Origin of the sequence: Delftia sp. CH05, assembly GCF_009827015.1 — a bacterium.
Classification (GTDB): domain Bacteria; phylum Pseudomonadota; class Gammaproteobacteria; order Burkholderiales; family Burkholderiaceae_C; genus Comamonas; species Comamonas tsuruhatensis.
In genome coordinates, this window is record NZ_WUMG01000032.1 from 38468 (window position 1) to 61331 (window position 22864).

Below are 22864 nucleotides of genomic sequence, written 5' to 3' on the forward strand. Positions count from 1 at the left end.
CGGATCTGCGTTCGGATCAGAAATCAGGAAAGGGATTGCACGCTCTTGCCGGCCAGGGCCTGCTGGATGCTGCGGTTCATGCGCTCGGCGGCAAAGGACTCCGTGCCCTTGGCCAGCGCCTGTGTTGCGGCCTCGATGACGGCGGCATCCTCGGAGCCCACGCTGGCGCGCAGGGCGTCGACCAGAGCGTCGATGGCTGCGCGCTGGTCTGCAGCCAGCACATCGCCATCGGCCTGCAGCGCGCTCTCCGTGGCCATGAGCATGCGGTCGGCATCGACACGCGCCTCCACCAGCGCGCGCGCCTGAATGTCCTGCTGGGCCGTGGCAAAGCCGTCCTGCAGCATGCGGGCAACCTCGTCGTCCGAGAGGCCGTACGAGGGCTTGACATGGATATGCGCCTCGACGCCGCTGATCTGCTCCTTGGCACCCACCGACAGCAGGCCGTCGGCATCCACGGTGAAGGTCACGCGGATGCGCGCCGCGCCGGCTGCCATGGGCGGGATGCCGCGCAGTTCGAAACGCGCCAGGCTGCGGCAGTCCGCCACAAGATCGCGCTCACCCTGCACCACATGAATGGCCAGGGCCGTCTGCCCATCCTTGTAGGTGGTGAAGTCCTGGGCGCGGGCCGTGGGAATGGTCTCGTTGCGCGTGATGATGCGCTCCACCAGACCGCCCATGGTCTCCACACCCAGCGACAGGGGAATCACATCCAGCAGCAGCATGTCGCCGCTGGAACTGTTGCCCGCGAGTTGATTGGCCTGAATGGCAGCGCCCAACGCCACGACTTCATCGGGATTGAGGTTGACGAGAGGATCGCGGCCAAAGAACTGGGCCACTGCCTCGCGCACCTGGGGCATGCGGGTGGAACCACCGACCAGGACCACGCCCTGCACCTCGTCGCGCGTCAGGCCAGCGTCCTTGAGTGCGCGGCGCACCGCCGCCAGCGAGCGCGCCGTCAGATGGGCCGTGCTCGCATCGAAGTCGCCACGCTTGACATCGAAATGCACAGTGCCGGTGGACAGCTCTGCCGTGAACGTGGCGGCCTGAGCATCCGTCAATGCCTGCTTGCAAAGGCGTGCCGCCATACGCCAGCGGGCCTTGTCCTCGGCGGTCTGCGGAACCACGCCGGTCTGCTGGGCCACCCACTCAGCCAGTGCCGCATCGTAGTCATCGCCACCCAAGGCCGAGTCCCCCCCCGTGGAGACGACCTCGAACACACCCTGGGACAGGCGCAGGACCGAAATATCGAAAGTGCCGCCACCCAGATCGTAGACGGCGTAAACGCCTTCGGAGCCGTTGTCCAGGCCATAGGCAATGGCGGCAGCCGTGGGCTCGTTGATCAGGCGCAGCAGGTTGATGCCGGCGAGCTTGGCCGCATCCTTGGTGGCCTGGCGCTGCGCGTCGTCAAAGTAGGCTGGCACGGTGATGACCGCGCCATGGATGTCGTCGTTGAAGGTGTCCTCGGCGCGAAAGCGCAGCGTGGCCAGGATCTCGGCGCTGACTTCCACGGGGGTCTTCGTGCCATCGATGGTCTCGATCCCGATCACGCCACGACCGGCTTCTTGCTCAGCAAAGCGGTAAGGCAGCTTCTCCGGCGCGTCGATGTCCGCCAGCGTACGGCCCATGAAGCGCTTGGCCGAGGCGATGGTGTTGCCCGCATCGGTGGACAGCGCCGCCTGCGCGGCGTAGCCGATCTCGCGGCGCCCCTGGGGCAGATAGCGCACGACGGAAGGCAGCAGTACCTGGCCCTGATCATCCGGCAGGCATTCGGCCACGCCATTGCGGACTGCGGCGACCAGCGAATGGGTGGTGCCCAGGTCGATACCCACGGCAATGCGTCGCTGGTGGGGATCGGGGGACTGACCGGGTTCGGAAATCTGCAAAAGCGCCATGGAAATACTCGGGGAAATTGCAGGTCCGGGCCGGCCGGCCTGCCTTGTGAATGAGGGACTCTCGTGGGAGGTTCGGGTCGCGGACTATTGTCCCAGTTGATCGCGGCGACGCTCTATGTCCTGCGCAAATCGCGCAACAAACATGAGGGCTCTGACCTGCTGCACGGCCGCCTGGGGATCGCGCAGTTCATCGAGCTGGCGGCCGCATTCGGCCAGCATGCTCTTTCTGGCCTGCGACACTTCGCCGTCCAGCGCATCCAAGGCGGCCTCGTCCTGCGCATCGTCCAGCGCCTCGCGCCATTCCATCTGCTGCATCAAAAAGGCGGTGGGCATGGAGGTGTTGTCCTCGGCACGCACGGGTGCACCCAGCAATTCGCAAAGATAGGCTGCTCGCCTGAGCGGCTCTTTCAGCCGTTGATAGGCCTCGTTGATGCGTACCGACCATTGCATGGCCACACGCTGCGCAGCTGCGCCCTGCGAGGCAAAGCGGTCAGGATGGGCCTCGCGCTGCAACTCCTTCCAGCGCGCGTCAATGGTGCTGCGCTCCTGCGCAAATTGGCGCGGCAGCGCAAACAGCTCGAAATCGTCCGATTGCAGGTTCATGTCGATAAAAAGCCGCCAGCACCGAAGCGATGGCGGCCTCTTGAGGGAGTAGAAAAGTCAGGGCCTGCCGGGCATGCCGCCAGGCCACCAGAGCCTGGCCCCCCGGCAAATGCCGGTCAGATGCGAAAGCTCTCGCCGCAGCCGCAGCGATCGCGCTCGTTGGGGTTGTGGAACTTGAAGCCTTCGTTCAAGCCTTCACGCACGAAGTCCAGTTCCGTGCCATCGATATAGGCCAGGCTCTTGGGGTCGACCAGCACCTTGATGCCGTGGTCCTCGAAGATCACATCCTCGGGCGACTGTTCGTCCACATACTCCAGCTTGTAGGCCAGGCCAGAGCAGCCCGTGGTCTTGACCCCAAGGCGCACGCCGATGCCCTTGCCGCGGCGCGACAGGTAGCGGCTCACATGGCGGGCCGCGGACTCGGTCAGCGAGATCGCCATATCAGGCGGCCACCACCGCAGTGCGCTTGGCACGGTAGTCGTCCACTGCGGCCTTGATGGCGTCTTCGGCCAGGATGGAGCAGTGCACCTTGACGGGAGGCAGGGCCAGTTCTTCGGCGATCTGGCTGTTCTTCAGCGCAGCCGCTTCATCCAGCGTCTTTCCCTTGACCCACTCGGTCACCAGCGAAGACGAGGCGATTGCCGAACCACAGCCATAGGTCTTGAAACGGGCATCTTCAATGACGCCGGTTTCGGGGTTGACCTTGATCTGCAGCTTCATCACGTCGCCACAGGCAGGCGCGCCGACCATGCCGGTGCCCACCGATTCGTCGCTCTTGTCGAACGAACCCACGTTGCGGGGGTTTTCATAGTGGTCTACCACTTTGTCGGAATAAGCCATGATGTCTACCTCTTCAATACTTGATTCGCGTGCCGGCCGACGCTCAGTGCGCCGCCCACTGGATGGTGCTGAGGTCGATGCCGTCCTTGTACATCTCCCACAGCGGGCTGAGTTCGCGCAGCTTGACCACATTGGTGCGGATGGTGCTGATCGCGTAGTCGATTTCTTCCTCGGTCGTGAAACGGCCGATGGTCATGCGCAGGCTGCTGTGCGCCAGCTCGTCACTGCGGCCGAGGGCACGCAGCACATAGCTGGGCTCCAGGCTGGCCGAAGTGCAAGCGGAGCCCGACGACACTGCCAGCCCCTTGATGCCCATGATGAGCGACTCGCCTTCGACGAAGTTGAAGCTCATGTTCAGGTTCTGAGGCACACGGTGCTCCATGCTGCCGTTGATGAAGACCTGTTCCAGATCCTTCAAACCGTTGAGCAGGCGCTGTTGCAGCGCATAGGCCTTGGCATTGCTCTCGACCATCTCTTCCTTGGCGATGCGGAAAGCCTCGCCCATGCCGACGATCTGGTGCGTGGGCAGCGTACCCGAACGCATGCCACGCTCATGACCACCGCCGTGGATCTGCGCCTCCAGGCGCACACGCGGCTTGCGGCGCACGTACAGGGCACCCACGCCCTTGGGACCGTAGGTCTTGTGCGCGGTCATGCTCATCAGGTCGATCGGCAACTTGGACATGTCGATCTCCACGCGGCCCGTAGCCTGCGCAGCATCCACATGGAACAGGATGCCCTTCTCGCGGCACAGCGCGCCAATCGTGGGAATGTCCTGGATGACGCCGATTTCGTTGTTCACGAAGAGCACGCTCACCAAGATGGTATCGGGACGCAGCGCGGCCTTGAATGCCTCGATATCGAGCAGACCATCAGGCTGCACGTCCATGTAGGTCACCTCAAAGCCCTGACGCTCGAGTTCACGCATGGTGTCGAGCACGGCCTTGTGCTCGGTCTTGAGCGTGATCAGATGCTTGCCCTTGCCTTGATAGAAGTGCGCCGCACCCTTGATGGCAAGATTGATGGACTCGGTCGCGCCACTGGTCCACACAATTTCACGGGGATCCGCGCCAATCAGATCCGCCACCTGGCCGCGGGCCTTCTCGATGGCCTCTTCGGCCTCCCAACCCCAGGCATGGCTGCGCGATGCAGCGTTGCCGAAGTGCTCACGCAACCATGGGATCATGGCGTCCACCACGCGAGGGTCCACGGGAGTGGTCGCGCCATAGTCGAGATAGATGGGGAAATGCGGGGTCATGTCCATGACTGGCTCTTATCAAAGTTCCGGCTGGCAAAAATCGGGAAGGCGATGAACTCCGGTGAATCCATCCGGGCGGGCAGCACCGCGCCACACAGCCATGCGCAGCGGCGCCCTGCCCTCAGGGTGTCAAAAGTCGATCAGGACTTGGCGAAGGCGTTGCCCAGCGCGAATACCGAGTTCGGTGCATTCACGCGGATGGGCTTGACCACGGGAGCCGTGGAAATTGCACGACGCACTACGGGCTTGTCCTCGATCTGGATGCCCTTGGCCAATTGTTCGTCGACGAGCTTTTGCAGCGTCACGGAATCGAGGAACTCGACCATGCGCTGATTCAATGCCGCCCACAGTTCATGCGTCATGCAGCGGCCTGCTTCGCCCAGACAATTTTCCTTGCCGCCGCATTGGGTGGCGTCAATGGGCTCGTCCACGGAGACGATGATGTCGGCCACGGTGATGTCGCCAGCCTTGCGGGCCAGCGTGTAGCCGCCGCCGGGTCCACGGGTGGACTCGACGAGTTCATGGCGGCGCAGCTTGCCGAACAGCTGTTCGAGATACGACAGGGAAATCTGCTGTCGCTGGCTGATGGCAGCCAGCGTAACAGGGCCATTGTTCTGGCGCAGGGCCAGATCGATCATGGCAGTGACCGCAAAACGGCCTTTGGTGGTGAGACGCATTACGAGCTCCTTCAGTCAGGCTTGTACGTTACAGAAACACCCGCTCCAGCGATTTGACTGGAGTTGGGCACAGTCTCCGCCCTTACTCCGTCCTGTTCAAAAGGTTCAGAGCCCTTCTTTTCATCGAAGTTTTTGTTGTTGTTGAGTGTTGACCCTGAGTGTACCACATTCCCCATCAATTTTGTCGGGTAACAAGAGCCAACAGGCTTCAGACAAGGCACCGCCTCAGGAAACCTGCGCGGAAGAGCCTCCGAACAGTTGCTCCTTGAGCAGTGCCAGCTGATCGCGCACCCGCGCCGCCTGTTCGAACTCCAGGCTGCGCGCATGTTCAAGCATCTGCTTCTCCAGACGCTTGATTTCCTTGGCCACATCTTTTTCGGACATGTCCTCGACACGCGCTCTTTCGAGCTGATTGGCCTCCAGACGTTCCGCTTCCTTGCCGCTTTTTTCGCTGTAGACACCATCAATCAGGTCTTTCACCCGCTTGACAATCTGCTTGGGTTCAATGCCGTTTTCCTCGTTGAACGCCATTTGCTTGGCGCGGCGGCGCTCGGTCTCGCCGATGGCCTTCTTCATCGACTCCGTGATCCTGTCCGCGTAGAGGATGGCCTTGCCGTGCAGGTTGCGTGCTGCGCGGCCGATGGTCTGGATGAGACTTCGCTCGGCGCGAAGAAAGCCTTCCTTGTCGGCATCGAGGATGGCGACCAGCGAGACTTCAGGGATGTCCAAGCCCTCTCGCAGCAGGTTGATGCCCACGAGAACGTCGAAGACGCCCAGACGCAGGTCACGAATGATCTCCACGCGCTCCACCGTCTCCACGTCGGAGTGCAGATAGCGCACCTTGACCCCGTTTTCGCTCAGGTAGTCGGTGAGCTGCTCGGCCATGCGCTTGGTGAGCGTGGTGATGAGAACACGCTCCCCGCGCTCGACGCGCAGGCGGATTTCCTGCAGCACGTCATCCACCTGGTTGGTGGCTGGGCGCACTTCGATTTCGGGGTCGATCAGCCCCGTCGGGCGCACAACCTGGTCCACGATCTGACCTGAGTGGGTTTTTTCGTAGTCTGCTGGCGTGGCCGAGACAAAGATGACCTGGCGCATGCGCCGCTCGAATTCCTCGAATTTCAGCGGCCGGTTGTCCAGCGCCGACGGCAGCCGAAAGCCGTACTCCACGAGCGTGGTCTTGCGCGAGCGATCGCCGCTGTACATGGCGTTGAGCTGACCGATCATCTGGTGGCTCTCGTCCAGGAACATGAGCGCGTCGTTGGGCAGGTAGTCGGTCAATGTGCTGGGGGGCTCGCCCGGGGCTGCGCCGGAGAGGTGGCGCGTGTAGTTCTCGATGCCCTTGCAGTGGCCGACCTCGGTGAGCATTTCAAGGTCGAAGCGCGTGCGCTGCTCCAGGCGCTGGGCCTCGACCAGCTTGCCGTCACCCACCAGTTGCTTGAGCCGCTCGGCCAGTTCCAGCTTGATGGTTTCCACGGCGGCCAGCACCTTGTCGCGCGGCGTGACGTAGTGGCTGCTGGGGTAGACAGTGAAGCGCGGAATGCTCTGGCGCACGCGGCCCGTGAGCGGGTCGAACAGCTGCAGGCTTTCAACCTCGTCGTCGAAGAGTTCGATGCGGATGGCCAGCTCGGAATGCTCGGCGGGGAAGACATCGATGGTGTCGCCGCGCACGCGGAACTTGCCGCGGCTGAAGTCCTGGTCGTTGCGCTGGTACTGCATGCGGATCAACTGCGCGATGACGTCGCGCTGGTTGATGCGGTCGCCGGTACGCAGCGTCATGATCATGCGGTGGTAGCTTTCGGGCTCGCCGATGCCGTAGATGGCCGAGACCGTGGCCACGATGACCACGTCGCGCCGCTCCATGAGACTTTTGGTGCACGAAAGCCGCATCTGCTCGATGTGCTCGTTGATGGCGCTGTCCTTTTCGATGAAAAGGTCGCGCTGGGGCACGTAGGCCTCGGGCTGGTAGTAGTCGTAGTAGCTGACGAAGTACTCGACGGAGTTCTTGGGAAAGAACTCGCGGAACTCGCTGTACAGCTGTGCGGCCAGTGTCTTGTTGGGTGCGAAGACGATGGCCGGACGACCCAGGCGGGCGATCACGTTGGCCATGGTGAAGGTCTTGCCCGAGCCCGTCACGCCCAGCAGGGTCTGAAAGGATTCACCGTCCTGGATGCCCTCGACCAGCTTCTCAATGGCGGCGGGCTGGTCGCCAGCCGGTGGATAGGGCTGGAACAGCTCGAAGGGGGAGTCCGCGAAATGCACGAACTGGCCCGAGGCCGCAGGTGCTGGAGAGGAATCAGAGACTTCGTGCATGACGTGGGTTCGCAAAAGTGGGTATCGGCCGGCGAGATCGCTAGAATTCATGGGTTAACCCGAAAGCCTACCGCAGCTTGGGGCTAGCCGCGTTTTTTCCACCTCCCAAGACATCCCAAGGACGCTTCATGTCTCTGTTTACCGCCGTCGAAATGGCCCCCCGCGACCCCATCCTGGGTCTGAACGAGCAGTTCGCTGCCGACACCAACCCCAGCAAGGTGAATCTGGGCGTGGGCGTGTACTTCGACGACAACGGCAAGTTGCCCCTGCTCGAGTGCGTGCAGGCCGCCGAGAAGGCGATGATGGACAAGCCCACGGCCCGCGGCTACCTGCCCATCGACGGCATCGCTGCCTATGATGCCGCAGTCAAGGGCCTGGTGTTCGGCGCCGAGTCCGACGTCGTCAAGTCCGGCCGCGTGTCCACGGTGCAGGCCATCGGCGGCACCGGCGGCCTGAAGATCGGCGCCGACTTCCTCAAGAAGATCAGCCCCGCTGCCAAGGTGCTGATCTCCGACCCGAGCTGGGAAAACCACAAGGCCATCTTCACGAACGCCGGTTTCGAGGTGGGCACCTATGCCTACTACGACGCCGTCAACCGCAAGGTGAACTTCGAAGGCATGCTGGCCGACCTGAACGCAGCGGCCCCTGGCACCATCGTGGTGCTGCACGCCTGCTGCCATAACCCGACCGGCTACGACATCACGGCCGAGCAGTGGGACCAGGTGATTGCCGCCGTCAAGGCCAAGGGCCTGGTGGCCTTCCTTGACATGGCCTACCAGGGCTTTGGCCACGGCATTGCCGAAGACGGCGCCGTGATCGGCAAGTTCGTGGCCGCCGGCCTGAACATCTTCGTCTCGACCTCGTTCTCCAAGAGCTTCAGCCTGTACGGCGAGCGCGTGGGCGCACTGTCGGTGGTGGCCAACGACAAGGAAGAGGCGGCCCGCGTGCTGAGCCAGCTCAAGATCGTGATCCGCACCAACTATTCCAACCCGCCCACCCATGGTGGCGCCGTGGTGGCCGCCGTGCTGAACAACCCCGAGCTGCGCGCCCTGTGGGAAAAGGAACTGGGCGAGATGCGCGTGCGCATCAAGGCCATGCGCCAGAAGCTGGTCGATGGCCTGAAGGCTGCCGGCGTCCAGCAGGACATGAGCTTCATCACCACGCAGATCGGCATGTTCAGCTACTCCGGCCTGAGCAAGGACCAGATGGTGCGCCTGCGCACCGAGTTCGGCGTCTACGGCACGGACACGGGCCGCATGTGCGTGGCCGCGCTCAACAGCAAGAACATCGACTACGTCTGCCAGTCGATCGCCAAGGTGGTCTGACCGCCACTCCAGCCACCTGGCCCTGCGCCGGGTGACAAGGCATGCCGCCAGCGCTCCCTGCCCTGGCGGCATTTTCTTTGTGCGGGCGGTTTTTGCATCCTGGCAGTCCGGTATGCGCCAGGTCTGCGCGGGTACCGGTGCGATCATCCGGGCAGCCGAAACATCGAATGAAGAACGAGACGCTCCATTCCCATGCCAGATCACGCCTGCCTCACTCCCTTCACCTCCTCGTCTGCAGACGGGCTGCCCCTGTCCGGCGTACGCATTCTGAGCCTGGCACTGAACCTGCCGGGTCCCGCCGCCCTGATGCGCTGCGCGGCCATGGGCGCGCAGTGCAGCAAGCTGGAGCCGCCCTCTGCGCAGCCAGGGCCTGCCGGCGCGGACCCGATGGCGCTCTACAGCCCGCAGGCCTATTCCGACATGCACCAGGGCATCGCGGTCTGGCAGGCACAGCTCAAGACCGAGGACGGACAGGCCGCGCTGCACAAGGCGCTGGACAGCGCCGACATCCTGCTGACCTCGTTCCGCCCCGCCGCACTGGCCAAGCTGGGGCTGGACTGGGCGTCGCTGCAGCAGCGCCATCCGCAGCTGTCGCTGGTGCGCATCGTCGGCAGCGCGGGAGCCCTGGCCGATGTGCCGGGCCATGACCTGACCTATCAGGCCGAGGCGGGGCTGGTACAGGGCGGCGCCATGCCACCCAGCCTGTTTGCCGACATGGCTGGCGCGCTGATGGCCAGCGAGGCCGTGCTCAAGGCCTGGCTGCTGCGCCAGCGCAGCGGCCACGGCAACCTCCAGGAAACAGGACTGGCACAGGCCGCGCAATGGCTGGCCCTGCCCTGGCACTGGGGCCTGACCCGGCCCGACGGAGATGTGGGCGGAGCACACGCAGGCTATCGCGTCTATGCCTGCGCCGACGGTTCGGTGGCCGTGGCGGCACTGGAGCCGCATTTCGCGGCACGCCTGTGCGCAGCAGCATCGGTGCCGGGCGATGGCAGCATCGCCTGCATGCGCAACCCGGCCACGCATGCGGCCCTGGAAGCCTTCCTGGCTGCCCTGTCCTGCGCCGAACTGGCAGACCTGGCCGAGCGCCACGACCTGCCCCTGCATCCGCTCGCCGCTCAGCCAGCGGCCTCGCGCCGCTTGTAGGCGAATGCCGAAAGGCAGCATCTGCGCACGGCCTACAAGCCGCCTGGGTCGCGGCTGCCCGCCGAGTATGAACATGCTGCTGCCGACGACCCTCTTTACCGCGATAGCCTGCTCCTCTTAAATCAGAGCTGCGCATACAACCAGACAACCCGAACACATCTGGAAACACCCATAATCGGCTCATCTGGAGGCAGCCCCATGGTTCGAGAACATCCATCGACCGCCCCGCTATCCGGGATGCGTCAGCCACCTAGCCACTCAGCGCCTGGCCTGCAGCGCATCGGCGCCAGCGCCTAAGGCCGCCGCTGGGCCCCTTCCGTCCACCGCCTATGCAAAGCCAGCCCCCAGCCCATGTGCCGGTACTGCAGCTGGTGCAGCGCATCTGGCCCCTGGTGCTGGTGGTCGTGGTGCTGGTGGTCATGGCCAGCGGCAGCCTCTACCTTGTGTCTGCGGTGCGCGCCTTCGTGGCCGGAGAAAGCCTGTGGTCCAAGGCACAGAAGGATGCCATCTACGCCCTGAGCCGCTATGTGGACAGCGGCTCGGCGCGCGACCTGGCGCGCTTCGAGCAGGCCATGATCGTTCCTGCAGGCGACTGGCAGGCCCGCATGGCGCTGGACGATGTGCCAGCCAGGGTCAAGGACGCGCGCGCCGGCATTCTGCTGGGAGGCAACCACCCGGACGATGCCGACGCGCTGATCTGGCTGATGCAGACTTTTCGCCATGTCGAACTGCTGGAGGAGCCCTATCGTTACTGGAAGCAGGGCGACCAGTACCTGCAGCAGCTCGACCGGCTGGCGCAGGAGATAGAGCAGCGCCACACCGTGGGAAGCGTGAGCGCCGAGGACGTCATCACCTGGAAGCGCGAGATCGAGCAGATCAACGCCGGCGTCACACCCGCCACCCAGCAGTTCAGCGCCTCGCTGGGCCGCAGCTCCCGGCAGATGGTGATGTGGCTGCAGTGCATTCACCTGATGCTGGGCGTGGCGCTGATCCTGGTGGCGCTCTGGCATACGCGGCGCATGCTGCAGCAGCGCCAGCAGGTGCAAAACGACCTGCTGACCGAAAAGGAAAGGGCCCAGACCACGCTGGCATCGCTGGGCGATGCCGTGATCACCACGGACGCCCAGGGCGTGGTGGACTATGCCAACCCTGCCGCGCTAGGCCTGCTGGGCAGCAGCGAGCAGCAACTCAAGGGACGGCACCTGGCCAAGGGCCTGCATTTCAACAGCATCGACACCACCCAGACGGCGGAAAGCCTGCTGACCCATCTGCTGTCGGGTCGGCAATTGCGCGAAGAGCACACGCGGTGGCTGCGGCGCCATGACCGCAGCATCGTGCCGGTCAAGCTCATGGGCTCGGCCATCAGCGGCGGCGGGGAGCGCCCGGCAGGTGCGGTGATCGTGCTCAGGGATGTCTCGCGTGAGCAGCAGTATCTGGACCAGCTTTCCTGGCATGCCAGCCATGACGGCCTGACCGGGCTGGAGAACCGCGTGGAATTCGAGCGCCGCCTGCAGCGCCTGCTCAACCAGGGCCAGCACAGGCTGCGGCCCGCAGCCCTGCTGTACATGGATCTGGACCAGTTCAAGCTCATCAACGAGACCTGCGGCCATCCGGCGGGCGATGAAATGCTGTGCGAGGTCAGCCGTCTGCTGCTGCACAACCTGCGCGAGACAGACACCCTGGCCCGCCTGGGCGGCGACGAATTCGGCGTTCTTCTGGAGAACTGTCCGCCCGAGCCCGCGCTGCGCATTGCCGAAAAGCTGCGCCAGGCTGCCGAAGCCCTGCACGTGCACTGGGGCAAGCAGGTGCTGCGCACAGGACTGAGCATTGGACTGGTCCACATCGGCGGCGAGGTCCAGTCGGCCCAGGACCTGCTGCGCATGGCCGACATGGCCTGCTACCGCGCCAAGGAGCGCGGCCGCAACCGCATCTATGTCTACCGCAGCGACGACGGCGAATACACCCGCCACGTCAGCGAGATGGAATGGGTCACGCGCATACGCACGGCGCTGGAGCAGGAGCGCTTTTGCCTGTATGCACAAAGCATTGCACCGCTGCAGCCCGATGGCCAGCGCGGCCTGCATTTCGAGGTGCTGCTGCGGTTGCGCGACGAGCAGGGCCAGATCATCTCGCCAGCCGCGTTCATACCCGCGGCAGAGCGCTACGGCATCATGCCCACCGTCGACCGCTGGGTGATCGCCAGAACGCTGGCCACGCTGGCCGAGCATCCGGCCGCGCTGCGTCATATCGACACCTGCGCCATCAATCTGTCAGGCCCCAGCCTCGACGACGACGGGCTGCTGGACTTTGTGCAGGCGCAGCTGAGCACGCACGGCATCGCGCCGCAGCTGCTGTGCTTCGAGATCACCGAGACCAGCGCCATCGCCAGTCTGTCCAGCGCCACCCGGCTGATCCAGGCCCTGCGCACGCTGGGCTGCCGTTTTGCGCTGGACGACTTCGGCGTGGGCATGTCCTCGCTGACCTATCTGAAGCAGTTGCCCGTGGACTATCTGAAGATCGACGGCGGCTTCGTGCGCGACATGCTGCAGGACCCCAGCAACCACGCCATGGTGGAGATGATCAACCGCATAGGCCATATCCTGGGCAAGCGCACGGTGGCCGAGTATGTGGAAAGCCGGGAGATCGCCCAGGCCCTGCAGGCCGTGGGCGTGGACTACGCACAGGGCTTTGCCCTGGCGCGGCCCGTGCCGCTGGACACGCAGTACTTCGAAAGCGGTGCCCAGGCCGCCCGCCGCGAATGGCAGGGCACGCTGGCGCCGGCAGTCGGCTGAGGCGCGTCAGCGCGGCTTGCGCCCGCCCGGCGCGGCCTTGCGGCCGGCCCCGGCAGCGCCCGCGGAGCCGCCCACGCCAGGGCGCGGTGGCAGGCCCGTGTGCTGGGTCAGCATGCGGCCGGGCTTGGGCTGGCTGGAGCGCAAGCGCACGTCGCCTCCGGGGTCGCGGGCCTGTGCCTGCGCCTTGCCCGGCACCGCACTCTTGCCACCGGCCTTGTTGAGGGCATAGGCCTTGCCCTGCTGGGAGACAACGGCACGCGCGGCCACGCCCGTTCCCTGGGTGCTGTTCTTGCGGCGCGCGCTCTGGTAGCCGCCATCGACCAGGGGCTGGAAGGTGGGGATCAGGTGCTGCTTGCCGTTGCCGATGAGGTCGGCACGGCCCATGGCCTTCAAGGCCTCGCGCAGCAGCGGCCAGTTGTTGGGGTCGTGGTAGCGCAGGAAGGCCTTGTGCAGGCGACGGCGCTTTTCACCGCGCACGATGTCCACCGACTCCTCGTTCACGTCGCGCATCTGGCGACGCACCTTGGTGAGGGTGTTGCGACCCGAGTGGTACATGGCCGTGGCCGTGGCCATGGGGCTGGGGTAGAAGGTCTGCACCTGGTCGGCGCGAAATCCGTTCTTCTTCAGCCAGATGGCGAGGTTCATCATGTCCTCGTCGCTGGTGCCCGGGTGGGCGGCGATGAAGTAGGGAATCAGGTACTGCTTCTTGCCCGCTTCCTCGCTGAACTGCTCGAACATCTGCTTGAAGCGGTCATAGCTGCCTATGCCCGGCTTCATCATCTTGGTCAGCGGCCCGGATTCGGTGTGCTCGGGCGCGATCTTCAGGTAGCCACCCACATGGTGCTGCACCAGTTCCTTGACGTACTCGGGCGACTTCACGGCCAGGTCGTAGCGCAGGCCCGAGCCGATCAGGATCTTCTTGATGCCCGGCAGATTGCGCGCGCGGCGGTAGATCTTGACCAGCGGGGCATGGTCGGTGTGCAGGTTCTGGCAGATGCCGGGGAACACGCAGCTGGGCTTGCGGCAGGCGGCCTCGATCTCGGGGCTCTTGCAGCCCAGGCGGTACATGTTGGCCGTGGGGCCGCCCAGGTCGGAGATGGTGCCGGTGAAGCCCTTGACCTTGTCGCGGATGTCCTCGACCTCCTGGATGATGGACTCCTCGGAGCGGCTCTGGATGATGCGGCCTTCATGCTCGGTGATGGAGCAGAAGGTGCAGCCGCCGAAGCAGCCACGCATGATGTTGACCGAGGTGCGGATCATCTCCCAGGCCGGGATCTTGGTCTCGCCCTCATGGCTGCCGTTGGCGTCGGCATAGCTGGGATGGGGGCTTCGCGCATACGGCAGGCCAAAGACCCAGTCCATCTCGGCCGTGGTCAGCGGGATGGGGGGCGGGTTCAGCCACACATCGCGCGCGGTCACGCCTTCGCCGTGGGCCTGGACCAGGGCGCGGGCGTTGCCGGGATTGGTCTCCAGGTGCAGCACGCGGTTGGCGTGGGCGTAGAGGATGGGATCGGCCTTGACCTGCTCGTAGCTGGGCAGGCGCAGCACGGTCTTGTCGCGCGGCGGCTGCTTGCCCTTGCCGCGCAGCGACGGGTTGGGCACGAACTGGATGGTCTGAACGGCGGCGACCGAGGCGCCGTCCGGCTTAGCGTCGGCATCACCCTCTTCCTTGGAGCAGGTCTGGCCCTGGGCCTCGGCCTGCTCGCTGGTGGTCATGTAGGGGTTGATGTGGGGCTCGACCACGCCGGGCTCGTCCACCACGGAGGAATCCAGCTCGAACCAGCCCGCTTCCGACTCGCGGCGGAAGAAGGCCGTGCCGCGCACATCGGTAATGCTTTCCACGGGCTCACGCGCAGCCAGGCGGTGGGCCACCTCGACCAGGGCGCGTTCGGCGTTGCCGTACAGCAGGATGTCGCACTTGCTGTCCACGACGATGGAGCGGCGCACCTTGTCGCTCCAGTAGTCGTAGTGGGCGATGCGGCGCAGGCTGCCCTCGATGCCGCCCAGCACGATGGGCACGTCCTTGTAGGCCTCGCGGCAGCGCTGGCTGTAGACGATGGCCGCGCGGTCAGGGCGCTTGCCGCCCACGTCGCCCGGCGTATAGGCATCGTCGGAGCGGATCTTGCGATCGGCCGTGTAGCGGTTGATCATGGAATCCATGTTGCCCGCCGTCACGCCCCAGAACAGGTTGGGCCGGCCCAGGGCCTTGAAGGCCTCGGCGCTTTGCCAGTCAGGCTGGGCAATGATGCCCACGCGAAAGCCCTGTGCCTCCAGCACCCGGCCGATCACCGACATGCCGAAGCTGGGGTGATCCACATAGGCGTCGCCCGTCACCAGGATCACGTCGCAGCTGTCCCAGCCAAGCTGTTCCATCTCAGCCCGGCTCATCGGCAGGAACGGGGCCGTGCCAAAGCGCTTGGCCCAGTAAGGACGATAGCTGGTCAGCGGCTTGGCGGCGCGATGGAAGAAGGAAACGTCAACGGGGGCGTTCATGATGGGCGGTTCGGCTTCTGGGAGCCTGTGCGGAAGGAACCGGCCAGTGTACGTTTCGGCACTCAACCCTGCTGGTCAAGGGTCTTGCTCCAGCCCCCTGATACGGCCTTCCTGCTGCTGCCAGCCCGACCTCTTTGCGGCCTCCTGCGCCAGCCAAGCCTTGGGCGTGTGCCCGGACCAGCGGCGAAATGCCCGTGCAAACACCTTCGGCGAGTCGTAGCCCGCGTTCTCGGCGATGCGGGCCGATGACAGCCCGCCGGCCTCCATCTGCTGGGCGGCCAGCGCCATGCGGTGCGCCGTCAGATAGCCGATGGGCGTGGCACCCACCAGCTCCTTGAAACGCATGCTGAAGCGGGTGCGCGACATGCCGGCCTCGATGGCCAGCGTCTCCACGCTCCAGGCCCGCTGCGGTTCGCGGTGCATGCACACCAGAGCACGCGCAACACAGGCATCGCCCAGGCCCCGCAGCCAGCCTTCACCCACGGCGGCCTCGCGCGCCAGGTGCTCGCGCAGGATGTTGACCAGCAGCAGCTCGCCCATGCGCGCGGCCGACAGGCGCCAGCCCGGGCGCCGCGCCAGCGTCTCCAGCGTGAGCGACTCCATGGTGGTGGCCAGGCAGTCGGCCAGCGGCAGGTCGCTTGCCCGGATGTGGATCAGCGGCGGCAGGATGCGGAATACCGAATGACGGCAGTAGGCGGAAAACCACAACAGGGCCGAAAACATGTCCGTGGCCTCGCCGCCGCCGCCATGGCTGAAGACCAGGGGATTCTCGTCCCGCGGTCCTTCGGCGTGGCGGGCGATCATGCGCGAGAACAGCTCGCTGGCAACGTCCATGTCGGACGCCACCACATGCGCGGCGCCCATGGGCAGCATGACCAAATCGCCGGGGTCGACACGCAGCGCCGGCATGCCCTCCACCTGGATCCAGTAAGGCGCGCCGCGCGCCATGCGGATCATGGCGCCGGTGACGCCCGTGGACTTCAGGCTCCACGGCGCCGTCAGCGCAAAGCGCGCCGTGACGGCGCGCTCCGAGCGGCAAATATCGAGAACTTCACTGAGTACATCCATGGCTCGCGGGACCCTTGTTTTCGGGCCGATGTTAGCCAGTGCCGGCCATGCCACGGCCCGTCGGCACCCCGACAGCGATAGCGGTTTTCCCTGGAGCGCGACTACGCACTAGAGATCCTGCTGCGCCGCCTGCACCAGCTCCGAGAACACGGACGCGCTGCCCAGCCGTTCGGCCGCCAGCAGCGCCAGCTTGACCAGGAACAGCTCAGACCGCTGCGGGCCCGCCGTGTCGATGGCTGTGGCCAGCTGGTCGTAGACAGTTTCCAGGCCGGCGATATCGAGGGTGTGGGGTGATGTCTGTTCTTGGCTCATGCCGGAACTCCTTGCGTGCAGGTGGCGTTGTCGATGGCCGATTGCAGGCGCCGGGCATCCAGCGCCAGCCAGCGCGCGCAGACATGCTGATCGGGCCGCAGCAGATAGGCGGCGCCGGGCGGGTGCCCTGCCGGCACGCCATGGCGTGCACGGCAGCGGCCATCTGCATCGGCCAGGGTCAGATCGGCACCCTGGACCGGCTGCGCGGCCGCCTGGCTGGAGATGGCCACGATGCGCAGGCCCACGCCACGGCCGCGCACCATCCTGGCAACTTCGCACCACTGGGCGGGCACGGGCGTGCCATCGGTGAAATACAGCAGGTCGAATCCACCGCCCAGGTGGTCCAGCAAATAGTCATCGGGCCCCAGGCGCAGGTTCAGCGGCGGTGCGCCATGGCCAGGGCCGGCTTCAAACAGGTGGTTGTCGTCATCCGCGCTGTTGAGCGGCGAGTGCGCGTATTCGTGCGGCCGGGAGGTGCGCCAGTGGTACAGCGGCCGCACGAATTCCTGGGTGAGCGACAGCGACAGCACGGCATCGCGCAGCAGCCGGAAGCCGCGCGAGGGCGGCGCCATGAAGCGCGTGCTCTTGCCGGCCTCTTCGACAATCTCGCGCGCCGCGCCCACGCGCTCGCCGCTGTAGCTGTCCAGCAGCCTCACCGGCGCCACGCCGCGCGCCACCAGGGCCAGCCGCCAGGCCAGGGCCTGGGCATCCTGAAAACCCGTGTTGGCACCGCGCACGCCGAAGATGGGCAGCATGTGGGCCGCATCGCCCGCGAAGATCACGCGGCCGTGCACATAGTCCGGCAAGGTCAGCGCGCGGGCGGAGTAGACCGAACTCCAGTCCATTTCCCAGGGCGTGCCGCCGAAGCCGATCATCTGCAGCTGCGCGTCGATGCGCGCCTTGAGCGATTCGGGCTGCAGCGCCTGCTGCGCGTCCTCGCCCGCAGGCAGTTGGTAGTCCACGCGCCAGATGCCATGCGGCTCGCGGTGCATGAGGATGGTGTTGCCGGGGTTCCAGACCGGGTCGAAGAAGGCCAGGCGCTCCGTGGGCAGTGGCAGGTCGATGCGGATGTCGGCGATCACGAAGCGGCCCTCGTACGACGCCCCCTCCATCACCAGGCCCATGGCCGTGCGTATGCCGGAGCGGGCGCCATCGGCGGCGACCAGCCAGTCGGCCTCCATCGCATACGGGCCTTGCGGCGTGTCCACTTGCAGCCGCGCCTTTGCGGCGGCGCCGTTGCCGACCTGATCCACCCGGTCCACGCGGTTGCCCCAGCGCAGCTCGATCAGCGGATGGGCCAGCACCGCATCGACCAGGTATTCCTCCAGGTACTGCTGCTGCAGATTGGTCATGGGATGGAAGCGATCGTCCTCGCTGTGCGGCGCCTCCATGCGGAATACGCGCCGCCCCCGGTAGAACGAGTTGCCACAGCGCCAGGGCAAGGCGTTCGCCATGACCCGCTCGGCCACGCCCACCTGCTGCAGGATCTCCATGGAGCGGCGCGTGAAGACGATGGCGCGGCTGCCTTCGGACACCTGCAGTTCGGACTCCAGCAGCACGCAGCGCTGGCCGTGGCGCGCCAGCTCCAGCGCCGTGGTCAGCCCCACAGGGCCCGTGCCGACGATGACGACAGGATGGCGCTGCACCCCTGGATGCTGCGAAGGCAGCCAGTGCTGGTGCACCCGGTACCGGTAGTAGATGGAATGCCGCGGCTGGGCATGGGGCTGGTGCATGGATGTCTCCGTCTTGCGTCTTGCGTCTTTGTGAGGCCGCAGTGTAGGCAGCCCCCGCTCCGGCAATGTCCCCGGATGGGGACAGACAGGACCCTCCAGCCCCCAGGCTCAGGACAGCGCCTCGGGCTCCATCAGCAAGGCAAACAGCTCGCGCTGCCCCTGCACGCCCAGCTTGCCGCAGACGCGCTTGAGATAGGTCCGGGCACTGGCCACCGTGATGCCCAGGCGCTGCGCCAGCCGCTCGGTGTCCAGCCCCTCGACCACGCAGCGCACCACGTCCATATCGCGTTGCGTGAGATGCGCAAAGCGCCGCGCCAGGCGCGCCAGCACCAGGCCCGCCAGATCGTCCTGCAGGGCCTGGCCCGCGTAATGCAGGCGCATGGCCTGCATGACCAGCGGAGCAAAAGCCTCGATGCGTGCAATGGACTGCGGGTCAAAGCCGCCGTGCTCCTCACCCCGGTACAGATTCACCGCCAGCCAGCGTGCGCCGGTCTGCAGGGTCAGCAGCGAAAGCCGCTCCACCAGGCGGGGCAGGTCATAGCAGACACGGCGGTACTCGGGATGGCTCACGTCCGAAGGCTTCTGGCGATGGAGCCAGACGCGCGCTGGCGCCTGGGGATTGCGCTGCTGCCGCGCCAGCTCGGCCTGCATCACGCGCTGCGCGCCGTCCAGTGGATAGAAGCGCTCGCTGTAATCCTGGGAAATCAAAGGCAGTGCGCCTGTGCGTGCCCGGTCCCCGAACCCCACGATGCGCGGCCGAGATCGCCCCTGGAACGAAAAGATCGTGCACTGCGCCAACGGCACATGCCGGCCCAGCAGGTGCAACAGCTGCCCGGCCACCTCGTCGCTGCTGGCGCTGGAGCGGCCCACCTGCTCCAGCAGCGCCGTCACATCGCCCAGCGGCACAGGCAGGCTGGCATCGCTGGCGCAGGCAGGTGCCAGCAGCCAATGGCTGCGGACGGTGTCATTGCTCATGGGTGCGGGAACAGGCCGTGGCAGGAATGCAAAAAGGCCGGTGCATTGCGCAGCCGGCCTGGGTGAAGATGTTGGAATGATAAATCCAGCGCAGCGAGGCCATTGCCTGCTGCGTTCCTGTCGGCGGTCGTTGGAGCCGCTCAGCCTGGCCGGATGGCCCTTGGCTGCACGGCTGCAGCCATCACCATTCGCCTACGTTGCGAATGCGCTGGTCCAGGTCCAGAGGAAGGCCGCCACCGGCGGCTTCATGGTCCTGACCAGCTTGCTCCAGCGCCATGGGCGGGGGACTGAAATGATCGCGGCCAAAGGTGTGTTCAGTGAGAACGGGATCGCGGGAAGGTGGGGTGTTCATGGTTGCGCCTCCTTGACAGAAAGCTTACTGCAAATCTTTCACGATTTCTGTAGGACAAACCTGGATGCAACCCTCTGAAGCTGAAATGACACAAGGTACGCATGCTCACAAATGTGTAGCGCTTCGTAATAAAGGCGTAATGAATCCATGCACCAAACCCCGGGCCAGGGGCGATCGGGTAAGCTTTCCGCCCTCTATGCCACAGACACTCCGCGCGCCCGCGCACAGCGAACTCATCATCAAGAAAAGCCGTTTCATCGGCTGCGTGCAGCCCATGGCCGACCGCGCCAGCGCCCAGGCCGTGGTCGATGCGCTGCGCCGCGAGCACCCGGGCGCCGCCCATGTCTGCTGGGCCTTGCTGGCGGGAGGCCAGTCGGCAGCCGTCGATGACGGCGAGCCCAGCGGCACGGCAGGCCGCCCCATGCTGGACGTGCTGCGCCACCAGGACCTGGAAGGCGTGCTGGCCACCGTGGTGCGCTACTTCGGCGGCGTCAAGCTGGGCGCCGGCGGCCTGGTCCGTGCCTACACCGATGCCGTGGCCCAGGCCTTGCTGACCGCCGAAAAGGTGACGCTGCAGCGCATGCAATTGCTGCGCTGCAATGTCCCTTATGCGCTCGAAGGCCTGGTGCGGCGCGAGATCGAGGCGGCAGGCGCCGAATTGCTCCAGGTCGAGCATGGATCGCTGGTGCAGTTCGATCTGCGCCTGCCGCAGTCGCAGGCTGAAGGCTTTGTGGGCCGCCTCAATGAGGGCGGACAAGGACGCGTGGGCTGGATGGAGATCCTCCACGGCGAGTGAAATGCGCCGGGCCGAACCCGTTCAACCGGCCACCAGAAACCGCTGCGCCAGCAGAACCCAGTACGCCGCTCCCACGGCGATGTTGTCGTCGTTGAAGTCATAGCCCGGGTTGTGCACCATGCAGGCGCCCTGCTCGCTTGCATGGCCATTGCCGATCAGCAGGTAGCTGCCGGGCACGCGTTGCAGCATGAAGGCAAAGTCCTCGCTGCCAGGCAAGGGTGGCGCCTGCAGCGTGACATGTTCCGGGCCCAGCAGCTCCAGCGCGATCTGGCGCGCGAAGTCCGTCTCCTTGGGCGTGTTGACCAGCACGGCATAGCCGGGTCGCCAGTCGAGTTGCGCCTGCACGCCGAAGCTCTCGGCCTGCGCACTCACCAGATCGCGAATGCGCTGCTCCAGCAGCCTGCGCACATCGGCATCCAGCGCACGCACGCTCAACTCCAGCACCGCGCTGTGGGCGATCACGTTGTTGGCCTTGCCCGCATGGATGGCGCCCACGGTCACCACCGCCATCTGCAGCGGATCGATGTTGCGCGAGGCGATGGTCTGCAAGGCCATGACGATGCTGGCGGCCGCAACGATGGGGTCGGCCGCGCGGTGCGGCATGGCACCATGCCCGCCCACCCCGGTGAGCGTGAGCGTGGCGTAGTCGGAGGACGCCATGGCTGCGCCCTCGCGCAAGGCCAGCCTTCCCTGGGGCAGGCCCGGCATGTTGTGCATGGCAAAGATGGCGTCGCAGGGATGTCGCTCGAAGAGGCCGTCCTCCATCATGCGCAGGGCGCCGCCGCCGCCCTCCTCCGCAGGCTGGAAGATCAGCGTGAGCGTTCCGTCGAAGCCGCCGTGCTCGGCCAGATGCCGGGCCGCTGCCAGCAGCATGGCGGTATGGCCGTCATGGCCGCAGGCATGCATGACCCCGGCATGCGTGCTGGCATGGGCGAATTCATTGGCCTCGGCGATGGGTAGCGCGTCCATGTCGGCGCGCAGGCCCAGGCGCCGGCTGCCGCTGCCGCGCACCAGCCGCCCCACCACGCCCGTGCCGCCCAGGCCGCGTTCCACCTCGTAGCCCCATTGCTCCAGTTGCTGCGCGACCAAGGCGCTGGTGCGGTGTTCCTCGAAGCCGAGCTCGGGGTGCCTGTGGATGTCGCGGCGCAGCTCGACGAAGGCTGCGGCCGAGCCGCGCAAAGTGTCCAGAAGGGTGTTCATGTGCGGCGTCTCACTGGGGTTGCAGGCGGATGGAGCGGGCAATGCTGCGGTAGCGGGCCGTCTCGGCCTCATAGAACTGCGCCGCTTCGGCCAGCGACATGGGCGCCGCGGCCAGTTGGGTCTGCAGGGCCAGTTGCTCGCGCACGCCCGGGTCCTTGAGCATGGCGCCTATCGCCTGGTGCAGCCTTTGCACCACCTCCTGCGGCGTGTCCTTGCGCACCAGGAAGCTGGTCCAAGTCTTGTAGGCGAAGTTTTTCAGCTCCCGGCCCTCACGCACCGTGGGCACATTCTTGAGCAGCTCCGATCGCTGCTCCCCCAGCTGGCCCAGGATCTTGAGCCGGCCCTGCTCGGCCAGCGCGCCCATGGCAGCGCTGTAGACGAGCACAGCGAAATCGACCTGCCCGCTGCCTATGTCCTGCAGCAGCGGCGCATTGCCCTTGTAGGGCGCATGCATGAGTTGTATGCCGGCGTCCTGCTGCACCTTCTCCAGGATCAGGTGGTAGAGCGAGCCAATGCCGACACTGCCGTACGACAGCGGCCGGCTGGCGCTTTTGCGGGCCAGCGCGATCAGCTCATCCACGTTGCCGGCCTCCAGGTCCTTGCGAGCGACGAAGACCATCACGGCCTCGGCCACGGGATGGACCAGGCGGAAATCCTCGGCCTTGAGCCGCACGGCGGCATTGGCCAGCGGCGACAGGATCACCTCGTTGGGCGAGCCCTGGAAGACGTAGTGCCCGTCAGGCGGAGCGGCCAGCACTTTCTGCGCGGCCATGGCGCCGCTCACGCCGCCCAGGTTCTCCACGATGACCTGCTGGCCCAGTGCCTTGGACAGCGGCACGCTGAAGATGCGGGCAATGGCATCCGAAGGGCCGCCGGCCGGATAGGGAACCATCAGGCTCACGGGCCTGGAGGACGGGCTCTGCGCACAGGCCAGGCCCGCGCTCAGCAACAGGCCGGCGCCCGTCAGCCAAACGCGCTGGAACAAAAATCTCATCATGTCTCCTTGGTGGATGGCTCCGGCTCGGTCGGCCGGATACGCGGCATCCTAGGAGCCGGGTCATCGAACGTCCAATGCATTGTTGGCTGCAT

19 protein-coding genes are annotated in these 22864 nt (G+C 65.7%); 4 read left to right on the forward strand and 15 right to left on the reverse strand.

Annotation, left to right across the window (positions count from 1 at the left end; all coding sequences use genetic code 11):
• Positions 1-23: 23 nt before the first annotated feature.
• The 7 genes from hscA to uvrB all read right to left on the reverse strand — a co-directional run bounded on the left by hscA (position 24) and on the right by uvrB (position 7583).
• Positions 24-1892 (reverse strand): Fe-S protein assembly chaperone HscA, encoded by a 1869-nt coding sequence (hscA, locus tag GRX31_RS21210; protein WP_016451691.1) that lies wholly within the window; start codon positions 1890-1892, stop codon positions 24-26.
• A gap of 84 nt (positions 1893-1976) precedes the next feature.
• Positions 1977-2495, reverse strand: coding sequence for a Fe-S protein assembly co-chaperone HscB (gene hscB / locus GRX31_RS21215; RefSeq protein WP_160854648.1), 519 nt, complete (start codon positions 2493-2495; stop codon positions 1977-1979).
• A gap of 116 nt (positions 2496-2611) precedes the next feature.
• The gene (gene iscA, locus GRX31_RS21220) at positions 2612-2935 is read right to left on the reverse strand and encodes an iron-sulfur cluster assembly protein IscA (protein ID WP_160854650.1); all 324 of its coding nucleotides are present in this window, start codon (positions 2933-2935) and stop codon (positions 2612-2614) included.
• Between the two features lies 1 nt (position 2936).
• Positions 2937-3335 (reverse strand): Fe-S cluster assembly scaffold IscU, encoded by a 399-nt coding sequence (iscU, locus tag GRX31_RS21225; RefSeq protein WP_016447123.1) that lies wholly within the window; start codon positions 3333-3335, stop codon positions 2937-2939.
• Between the two features lie 43 nt (positions 3336-3378).
• On the reverse strand, positions 3379-4599 hold the full coding sequence (locus GRX31_RS21230; RefSeq protein WP_017403940.1) for an IscS subfamily cysteine desulfurase: 1221 nt from the start codon (positions 4597-4599) through the stop codon (positions 3379-3381).
• Between the two features lie 134 nt (positions 4600-4733).
• Positions 4734-5270 carry a Fe-S cluster assembly transcriptional regulator IscR gene (gene iscR / locus GRX31_RS21235; protein WP_012205825.1) on the reverse strand — a complete coding sequence of 179 codons (537 nt, stop codon included), beginning with the start codon at positions 5268-5270 and terminating at the stop codon, positions 4734-4736.
• Positions 5271-5495: 225 nt separating this feature from the next.
• Positions 5496-7583 carry an excinuclease ABC subunit UvrB gene (gene uvrB / locus GRX31_RS21240; protein WP_160854652.1) on the reverse strand — a complete coding sequence of 696 codons (2088 nt, stop codon included), beginning with the start codon at positions 7581-7583 and terminating at the stop codon, positions 5496-5498.
• A 128-nt stretch (positions 7584-7711) separates the two neighbouring features.
• Between uvrB and GRX31_RS21245 the strand changes: the two genes are divergently transcribed.
• From GRX31_RS21245 to GRX31_RS21255, 3 genes are all read left to right on the forward strand, one after another.
• The gene (locus GRX31_RS21245) at positions 7712-8908 is read left to right on the forward strand and encodes an amino acid aminotransferase (protein ID WP_016447126.1); all 1197 of its coding nucleotides are present in this window, start codon (positions 7712-7714) and stop codon (positions 8906-8908) included.
• Between the two features lie 192 nt (positions 8909-9100).
• Positions 9101-10054 carry a CoA transferase gene (locus GRX31_RS21250; RefSeq protein ID WP_160854654.1) on the forward strand — a complete coding sequence of 318 codons (954 nt, stop codon included), beginning with the start codon at positions 9101-9103 and terminating at the stop codon, positions 10052-10054.
• Positions 10055-10383: 329 nt separating this feature from the next.
• Positions 10384-12846, forward strand: coding sequence for an EAL domain-containing protein (locus GRX31_RS21255; RefSeq protein WP_017403936.1), 2463 nt, complete (start codon positions 10384-10386; stop codon positions 12844-12846).
• Between the two features lie 6 nt (positions 12847-12852).
• On the opposite strand, the gene GRX31_RS21260 is transcribed toward GRX31_RS21255, so the two are convergent.
• From GRX31_RS21260 to GRX31_RS30615, 6 genes are all read right to left on the reverse strand, one after another.
• Positions 12853-15339, reverse strand: coding sequence for a YgiQ family radical SAM protein (locus GRX31_RS21260; protein ID WP_160854656.1), 2487 nt, complete (start codon positions 15337-15339; stop codon positions 12853-12855).
• A 75-nt stretch (positions 15340-15414) separates the two neighbouring features.
• A complete protein-coding gene (locus GRX31_RS21265) occupies positions 15415-16407 on the reverse strand; it encodes an AraC family transcriptional regulator (RefSeq protein ID WP_046239848.1) in 993 nt (330 codons plus the stop codon).
• A gap of 108 nt (positions 16408-16515) precedes the next feature.
• On the reverse strand, positions 16516-16719 hold the full coding sequence (locus GRX31_RS21270) for a hypothetical protein (protein WP_016447131.1): 204 nt from the start codon (positions 16717-16719) through the stop codon (positions 16516-16518).
• Positions 16716-18452 carry an FAD-dependent monooxygenase gene (locus tag GRX31_RS21275; protein ID WP_160854658.1) on the reverse strand — a complete coding sequence of 579 codons (1737 nt, stop codon included), beginning with the start codon at positions 18450-18452 and terminating at the stop codon, positions 16716-16718. The genes GRX31_RS21270 and GRX31_RS21275 overlap by 4 nt, the downstream gene beginning before the upstream one ends.
• 108 nt (positions 18453-18560) lie before the next feature.
• A complete protein-coding gene (locus GRX31_RS21280) occupies positions 18561-19427 on the reverse strand; it encodes a helix-turn-helix transcriptional regulator (RefSeq protein WP_047472808.1) in 867 nt (288 codons plus the stop codon).
• Between the two features lie 181 nt (positions 19428-19608).
• On the reverse strand, positions 19609-19779 hold the full coding sequence (locus tag GRX31_RS30615; protein WP_016447134.1) for a hypothetical protein: 171 nt from the start codon (positions 19777-19779) through the stop codon (positions 19609-19611).
• Positions 19780-19975: 196 nt separating this feature from the next.
• On the opposite strand from GRX31_RS30615, the gene GRX31_RS21285 reads away from it, so the two are divergent.
• Positions 19976-20575 carry an IMPACT family protein gene (locus GRX31_RS21285; RefSeq protein ID WP_160854660.1) on the forward strand — a complete coding sequence of 200 codons (600 nt, stop codon included), beginning with the start codon at positions 19976-19978 and terminating at the stop codon, positions 20573-20575.
• 21 nt (positions 20576-20596) lie between these two features.
• On the opposite strand, the gene GRX31_RS21290 is transcribed toward GRX31_RS21285, so the two are convergent.
• Both GRX31_RS21290 and GRX31_RS21295 read right to left on the reverse strand, forming a co-directional pair.
• Positions 20597-21775, reverse strand: coding sequence for a M20 aminoacylase family protein (locus GRX31_RS21290; protein WP_160854662.1), 1179 nt, complete (start codon positions 21773-21775; stop codon positions 20597-20599).
• Positions 21776-21785: 10 nt separating this feature from the next.
• The gene (locus GRX31_RS21295; RefSeq protein ID WP_013802199.1) at positions 21786-22769 is read right to left on the reverse strand and encodes a tripartite tricarboxylate transporter substrate binding protein; all 984 of its coding nucleotides are present in this window, start codon (positions 22767-22769) and stop codon (positions 21786-21788) included.
• Positions 22770-22864 lie beyond the last annotated feature (95 nt).

Excerpts from the sequence above, each read along its gene's own strand:
- GRX31_RS21230 (WP_017403940.1), bottom strand. The coding sequence starts at position 4,599 with ATGGACATGACCCCGCATTTCCCCATCTATCTCGACTATGGCGCGACC.
- iscR (WP_012205825.1), bottom strand. The coding sequence starts at position 5,270 with ATGCGTCTCACCACCAAAGGCCGTTTTGCGGTCACTGCCATGATCGAT.
- GRX31_RS21275 (WP_160854658.1), bottom strand. The coding sequence starts at position 18,452 with ATGCACCAGCCCCATGCCCAGCCGCGGCATTCCATCTACTACCGGTAC.
- GRX31_RS21255 (WP_017403936.1), top strand. The coding sequence starts at position 10,384 with ATGCAAAGCCAGCCCCCAGCCCATGTGCCGGTACTGCAGCTGGTGCAG.
- GRX31_RS21245 (WP_016447126.1), top strand. The coding sequence starts at position 7,712 with ATGTCTCTGTTTACCGCCGTCGAAATGGCCCCCCGCGACCCCATCCTG.
- GRX31_RS21285 (WP_160854660.1), top strand. The coding sequence starts at position 19,976 with ATGCCACAGACACTCCGCGCGCCCGCGCACAGCGAACTCATCATCAAG.
- iscA (WP_160854650.1), bottom strand. The coding sequence starts at position 2,935 with ATGGCGATCTCGCTGACCGAGTCCGCGGCCCGCCATGTGAGCCGCTAC.
- iscU (WP_016447123.1), bottom strand. The coding sequence starts at position 3,335 with ATGGCTTATTCCGACAAAGTGGTAGACCACTATGAAAACCCCCGCAAC.
- uvrB (WP_160854652.1), bottom strand. The coding sequence starts at position 7,583 with ATGCACGAAGTCTCTGATTCCTCTCCAGCACCTGCGGCCTCGGGCCAG.
- GRX31_RS21260 (WP_160854656.1), bottom strand. The coding sequence starts at position 15,339 with ATGAACGCCCCCGTTGACGTTTCCTTCTTCCATCGCGCCGCCAAGCCG.
- GRX31_RS21265 (WP_046239848.1), bottom strand. The coding sequence starts at position 16,407 with ATGGATGTACTCAGTGAAGTTCTCGATATTTGCCGCTCGGAGCGCGCC.
- GRX31_RS21295 (WP_013802199.1), bottom strand. The coding sequence starts at position 22,769 with ATGAGATTTTTGTTCCAGCGCGTTTGGCTGACGGGCGCCGGCCTGTTG.
- GRX31_RS21270 (WP_016447131.1), bottom strand. The coding sequence starts at position 16,719 with ATGAGCCAAGAACAGACATCACCCCACACCCTCGATATCGCCGGCCTG.
- GRX31_RS21290 (WP_160854662.1), bottom strand. The coding sequence starts at position 21,775 with ATGAACACCCTTCTGGACACTTTGCGCGGCTCGGCCGCAGCCTTCGTC.
- GRX31_RS30615 (WP_016447134.1), bottom strand. The coding sequence starts at position 19,779 with ATGAACACCCCACCTTCCCGCGATCCCGTTCTCACTGAACACACCTTT.
- GRX31_RS21280 (WP_047472808.1), bottom strand. The coding sequence starts at position 19,427 with ATGAGCAATGACACCGTCCGCAGCCATTGGCTGCTGGCACCTGCCTGC.
- GRX31_RS21250 (WP_160854654.1), top strand. The coding sequence starts at position 9,101 with ATGCCAGATCACGCCTGCCTCACTCCCTTCACCTCCTCGTCTGCAGAC.
- hscA (WP_016451691.1), bottom strand. The coding sequence starts at position 1,892 with ATGGCGCTTTTGCAGATTTCCGAACCCGGTCAGTCCCCCGATCCCCAC.
- hscB (WP_160854648.1), bottom strand. The coding sequence starts at position 2,495 with ATGAACCTGCAATCGGACGATTTCGAGCTGTTTGCGCTGCCGCGCCAA.